Annotated in this window: 6 protein-coding genes; 4 read left to right on the forward strand and 2 right to left on the reverse strand. The window is 70.4% G+C overall.

Features of this window, described 5'->3' with window-relative positions:
- Window positions 1-332: 332 nt before the first annotated feature.
- From GA0115259_RS16840 to GA0115259_RS16855, 4 genes are all read left to right on the forward strand, one after another.
- A complete protein-coding gene (locus GA0115259_RS16840; protein WP_093597324.1) occupies window positions 333-1,448 on the forward strand; it encodes an aliphatic sulfonate ABC transporter substrate-binding protein in 1,116 nt (371 codons plus the stop codon).
- Window positions 1,449-1,541: 93 nt separating this feature from the next.
- Window positions 1,542-2,333, forward strand: coding sequence for an ABC transporter ATP-binding protein (locus GA0115259_RS16845; RefSeq protein ID WP_093597327.1), 792 nt, complete (start codon window positions 1,542-1,544; stop codon window positions 2,331-2,333).
- Entirely contained in the window at window positions 2,320-3,291 is a 972-nt protein-coding gene (locus GA0115259_RS16850) for an ABC transporter permease (RefSeq protein WP_093597331.1), read from the forward strand. The genes GA0115259_RS16845 and GA0115259_RS16850 overlap by 14 nt, the downstream gene beginning before the upstream one ends.
- Window positions 3,292-3,296: 5 nt before the next feature.
- The gene (locus GA0115259_RS16855; protein ID WP_370748000.1) at window positions 3,297-4,112 is read left to right on the forward strand and encodes a sirohydrochlorin chelatase; all 816 of its coding nucleotides are present in this window, start codon (window positions 3,297-3,299) and stop codon (window positions 4,110-4,112) included.
- 22 nt (window positions 4,113-4,134) lie between these two features.
- Here GA0115259_RS16855 and GA0115259_RS16860 read toward each other — a convergent pair whose 3' ends face one another.
- Both GA0115259_RS16860 and GA0115259_RS16865 read right to left on the reverse strand, forming a co-directional pair.
- On the reverse strand, window positions 4,135-4,497 hold the full coding sequence (locus GA0115259_RS16860; RefSeq protein WP_093597334.1) for a nuclear transport factor 2 family protein: 363 nt from the start codon (window positions 4,495-4,497) through the stop codon (window positions 4,135-4,137).
- The gene (locus tag GA0115259_RS16865; protein WP_093597337.1) at window positions 4,490-5,038 is read right to left on the reverse strand and encodes a DUF1697 domain-containing protein; all 549 of its coding nucleotides are present in this window, start codon (window positions 5,036-5,038) and stop codon (window positions 4,490-4,492) included. Before GA0115259_RS16865 ends, GA0115259_RS16860 begins: the two co-directional genes overlap by 8 nt.
- Window positions 5,039-5,168: the final 130 nt, after the last annotated feature.

Below are 5,168 nucleotides of genomic sequence, written 5' to 3' on the forward strand. Positions count from 1 at the left end.
TTCCCCGAGGGCCCCGCCGGGACCGCCGCAGCCGCGGCCATGGCCTCCGACGACGAGGGCTGGGACTTCTGATGGTGATGGACATGTACGCGACCTTCGCGAAGGAGGGCGGCCGAGTCGGCAGCGGCGCCCTCGGCGCGGGAACGGGCGGGGTGGCGCGATGTGCGTGATGACGTACGCGCACCGCTCGCGCGCCCGCACCCCCCACCCGCCGTACCCGTATCTCCCGCACCACCCGAACCCCCCGCACCGCCGAAGACCTGTCGACTTCCCGGTCCCGCCCCCGTACTCCGGAAGGGCGTGAGCACCGGCCAACGAGAGGAAAACCTCCCGTGCCAGCCTCCCGCTCCCTCGCGCGCCGCCGTCTCGCCGCCGTCGCCACCGCACTGCCGCTGCTCACCGTCACACTCGCCTCCTGCGGCTACGGCTCCGACTCGGACAAGGCCTCCGACAAGGCCGCTCCCGCCGCCACGGGCAAGGCGCTCTCGGCCGACACGGTGAAGATCGGCTACTTCCCGAACCTGACCCATGCCACGGCCCTGGTCGGCATCCAGGAAGGGCTCTTCCAGAAGGAGCTGGGCGGTACGAAGGTGGCGCCCTCCACCTTCAACGCGGGCCCCTCCGAGATCGAGGCCCTCAACGCCGGCAGCATCGACATCGGCTTCATCGGCCCCTCGCCCGCCATCAACGGCTACACCCAGACGGGCGGCAAGAGCCTGCGCATCATCGGCGGTTCGGCCTCCGGCGGTGTGAAGCTCGTGGTCAATCCCGCGAAGATCAAGACCCTGGACGACATCAAGGGCAAGAAGATCGCCACGCCGCAGCTCGGCAATACCCAGGACGTGGCCTTCCTCAACTGGATCTCCGAGAAGGGCTGGAAGGTCGACGCCCAGTCCGGCAAGGGCGATGTGTCCGTCGTCCGTACGGACAACAAAATCACGCCGGACGCCTACAAGGCGGGCTCCATCGACGGCGCGTGGGTGCCCGAGCCGACCGCGTCCAAGCTGGTCGCCGAGGGCGCCAAGGAGCTGCTGAACGAGTCCGATCTGTGGCCGGACAAGAAGTTCGTGATCACGAACATCATCGTGTCGCAGAAGTTCCTCGGCGATCACCCGGACGTGGTCGAGGCCGTGCTCCGTGCCTCGGTGAAGACGAACGAGTGGATCAACGCCAATGACGCCCAGGCCAAGGCGTCCGCCAACGAGGCGCTGAAGACGCTCTCCGGCAAGGCGCTGCCGCCGGAGGTGCTCGACCCGGCGTGGGAGTCGATCGAGATCATCAACGACCCGCTGGCCGCCACGCTCCAGGCGGAGGCCGACCACGCGGTCAAGGCCGGTCTGCTGGAGAAGCCCGATCTGGCCGGTATCTACGATCTGCGGCCACTGAACAAGGTGCTCACGGCCGCCGGTGAGCCCGAGGTCTCCGACGCCGGTCTCGGCGTCAAGTAACCGCGACCGGATACGGCTTCGTACCCGATCCCGTATCCGGCCCCGATCCCGATCGCGTATCCGATCCCACACCGTTCCCAGGAGGTGACGACCATGGCGACAGCTCTCGCCAAGGCCGCCGACAGCACCCCGGCGGTGGACCACGCCGCCCGTATCGCGCATGTCTCGAAGTCCTTCGTGACGCCCGCCGGGCAGCAGCTCGTCCTGGACGACATCACACTCGATGTCGCTCCCGGCGAGTTCGTCACCCTCCTGGGAGCGTCGGGATGCGGCAAGTCCACTCTGCTCAATCTGGTCGCGGGACTGGACCGTCCGTCCGCCGGGTCCATCGAGACGCCCGGCGGGCGGCCCGCCCTGATGTTCCAGGAGCACGCGCTGTTCCCGTGGCTGACCGCGGGCAAGAACATCGAACTGGCGCTGCGGCTGCGCGGAGTGGCCAAGCAGGAGCGGCGAGGCGAGGCGGAGCGGCTGCTCTCCCTCGTCCGTCTCGACGGCTCGTACGGCAAGCGGGTGCACGAGCTGTCCGGCGGGATGCGGCAGCGTGTCGCGCTGGCGCGCGCGCTCGCCCAGGACAGCCAACTGTTGCTGATGGACGAGCCGTTCGCAGCGCTGGACGCCATCACCCGGGATGTGCTGCACGACGAGCTGACCAGGATCTGGCGCGAGACGAATCTGTCGGTGCTGTTCGTGACGCACAACGTACGGGAGGCCGTGCGGCTCGCCGAGCGTGTCGTCCTGCTGTCGTCGCGGCCCGGCCGGGTGGCCCATGAGTGGCGTGTGGACATCCCGCAGCCGCGCCGTATCGAGGACCCCGCGGTCGCGGAGCTGTCCGTCGAGATCACCGAAGAACTGCGTGGGGAGATCCGCCGCCATGGGCAGAACTGAGACGACAGCGCCGAAGGACTCGGCGCCGGAGGGCGCGGCGGCGGGCGACGCGGCGCCGAAGGGCCGGACGGCGTCCGGGGACTCGGCGGATGCGGCGCTCCAGCACGATCTGGCGGGCCTGGAGGCCGGGCTCGACGCGCTGGACACCGTACAGACCGGACGGGCGCCGCTGCGCCAGACGCTCGTGCAGAAGGTCCTGCCGCCCGTCATCGCCGTGGCGCTGGTGCTGGTGGTGTGGCAGATCCTCGTCTGGGCGAAGATCACCGACGACTACAAACTGCCGTCGCCGTCGGCAGTGTGGGACGAGGTGGCGGACGCCTGGGCCCAGGGCACTCTGCTCGGCTATATCTGGACCAGTGTCTCGCGCGGTCTGCTGGGCTTCCTGCTGTCCCTGGCGATCGGCACTCCGCTCGGACTGCTGGTGGCCCGGGTACGGTTCGTCCGCGCGGCCATCGGCCCGATCCTGTCCGGACTCCAGTCGCTGCCCTCGGTGGCCTGGGTACCGCCCGCGGTGATCTGGCTCGGGCTGAACGACTCGATGATGTACGCCGTGATCCTGCTCGGCGCGGTTCCGTCGATCGCCAACGGTCTGGTCTCCGGCGTCGATCAGGTGCCGCCGCTGTTCCTGCGCGCCGGGCGCACGCTCGGCGCGACCGGGCTGCGCGGCACCTGGCACATCGTGATGCCGGCGGCGCTGCCCGGCTATCTGGCCGGGCTGAAGCAGGGCTGGGCATTCTCCTGGCGCTCGCTGATGGCCGCGGAGATCATCGCGTCCTCGCCCGATCTCGGCGTAGGGCTCGGCCAGTTGCTGGAGAACGGCCGTACGGTCGGCAGCATGCCCATGGTGTTCCTCGCCATCTTCCTCATCCTGATCGTCGGTATCGCCATCGACCTGCTGATCTTCAGTCCGCTGGAGCGGCGGGTGCTGCGCCGTCGCGGTCTTCTCGTGAAAAGCTGATTTCCATGCACCACCACCCTGTTCAGCCGTCCGGGCCACGGTCCGGGCCTCGGTCCCTGCCGCGGCCCGTGCTGCTTGTCGTCGCGCATGGCAGCCGTGATCCGCGGCACGCCGCGACCGTGCACGCCCTGACCGCGCGGCTGCGGGCACTGCGGCCCGGACTGCGGGTGGAGACCGGCTTCCTGGACTTCAACGCTCCTGCCGTGCCACGGCTGCTGGACCGGCTGGCGCGCGAGGGGGTACGGGACGTGGTGGTCCTGCCGCTGCTCCTGACGCGCGCCTTCCACGCCAAGGCCGATATCCCGGCGGTGCTGCACGAGGCGGCGGCACGCCATCCACGGCTGCGTATCCGCCGGGCCGAGGTGCTCGGCCCGTCGCCGCTGCTGACCGACGCGCTGGAACGGCGGCTGTACGAGGCCGGGCTCAGACCCGCCGACCGGGCCTCGACCGGGATCGTACTGGCCTCGGCGGGCTCCTCGGACCCGGAGGCGATCGCGGTGATCAACGGCATCGCGCGGGAGTGGCGGCGTACCGGCTGGTGCGCGGTGCGGCCCGCGTTCGCCTCCACCTCGCTTCCGCGTACCGAGGACGCGGTGCGCGCGCTGCGGGCCGAGGGCGTACGCAACATCGCCGTGGCGCCGTATGTCATCGCTCCCGGCTTCCTTCCCGACCGTATCGCCGCCGGTGCCCGCGAGGGCGGCGCCGACGTACTGGCCGGAGTCCTGGGCGCGGCCCCGGAGCTGGCGCGGTTGCTGCTGCGCCGCTACGACGAGCGGGCGGCGGCCCCGAACGCTCTTGTACGACTGGCCCGGCCCGCGTAGGGCGTAGCGCGTAACCGCCGTGTCAGTCGAACGGTGTGCCCTGATGGAAGTAGAGCAGCCAGCCGCTCTCGGTCAGCCGCCATACCGAACTGCGGTGGGCCCGCAGGCCGTTGAACTCCGTGTCGAAGGTCAGCAGCACCACACCGGGAGCGAGCTGGACGCCTCGCATCTTGGAGGTGGTGATCGGCCGGGGCCCGGGCGCGCCCTTCACGGTGAGCGCGGCGACGATCGAGCCGCGGTCCCACTCCCGGCCCGAGACGCCGAACTCCCTGAAGTCGGGATGGAGCAGTTCCGCGAGCAGGTGTGCGGAGGCGCGGACCGCCGGATCGAGCAGACGCAGTTCGGCCTCGATGGCGGACGAGATCGCGGAGGTACGCTCAGGCACGGGTCAGCTCCACCAGTTTGACGACGGTGTTCCAGTTGCGGCTGGTGGCCGTGACGCCCTTCAACAGGCCCGGCCTGGCGAGCGCTTCGGCGAGCTTGGAGCGGCCGAGACCGTTCGGTGTGTACAGATACAGCACCCGGTCGCCCAGCCGGAAGTCCTCCGGGAGATACGCGGCCCGGTCGACACCGGCGAACCGCTCGGCGTCCACCGGCCCGGAGAAGTAGGTGGCGTGGAGCTGCTTGGCCTCAAGAGTGGCCGCGGGAAAAGGGCACTCCTCGGCGACGGCCCGCAGATAGGCGGCGCCGCGCACCAGAGTGTCCACGGTGAATCCGAAGCGCCGCTCGATGGCGCGCTCCAGAGCGGCGGCGAGGGCGCTCTCGTCGTCGGAGTCGCTGGTGAAGACCGCGTTGCCGCTCTGGAGATACGTACGGACGTCGCGATGGCCCAGTTCGGAGAGCAGCTCGCGCAGTTCGGCCATCGGAACGCGTCTGTGGCCGCTGACATTGATTCCGCGCAGAAGTGCCGCGTATGTCGTGGTCATCCGCACACGATAGGCCTCGGGCCGTGTCCGGAGCACGAGACAGGGCCTGGGCGCGAACGGGACGGCCGCCGCGCCCCGTGGGGGAGAGCGCGACGGCCGCCGGTTCCGCGGGCCGGACGGCGGCCCGGCG

Origin of the sequence: Streptomyces sp. MnatMP-M17 (assembly GCF_900091995.1) — a bacterium.
Lineage (GTDB): Bacteria > Actinomycetota > Actinomycetes > Streptomycetales > Streptomycetaceae > Streptomyces.

Bases quoted from the DNA above. Each gene is read 5' to 3' on its own strand.
- GA0115259_RS16850 (WP_093597331.1), top strand. From the start codon at position 2,320: ATGGGCAGAACTGAGACGACAGCGCCGAAGGACTCGGCGCCGGAGGGC.
- GA0115259_RS16865 (WP_093597337.1), bottom strand. From the start codon at position 5,038: ATGACCACGACATACGCGGCACTTCTGCGCGGAATCAATGTCAGCGGC.
- GA0115259_RS16855 (WP_370748000.1), top strand. From the start codon at position 3,297: ATGCACCACCACCCTGTTCAGCCGTCCGGGCCACGGTCCGGGCCTCGG.
- GA0115259_RS16845 (WP_093597327.1), top strand. From the start codon at position 1,542: ATGGCGACAGCTCTCGCCAAGGCCGCCGACAGCACCCCGGCGGTGGAC.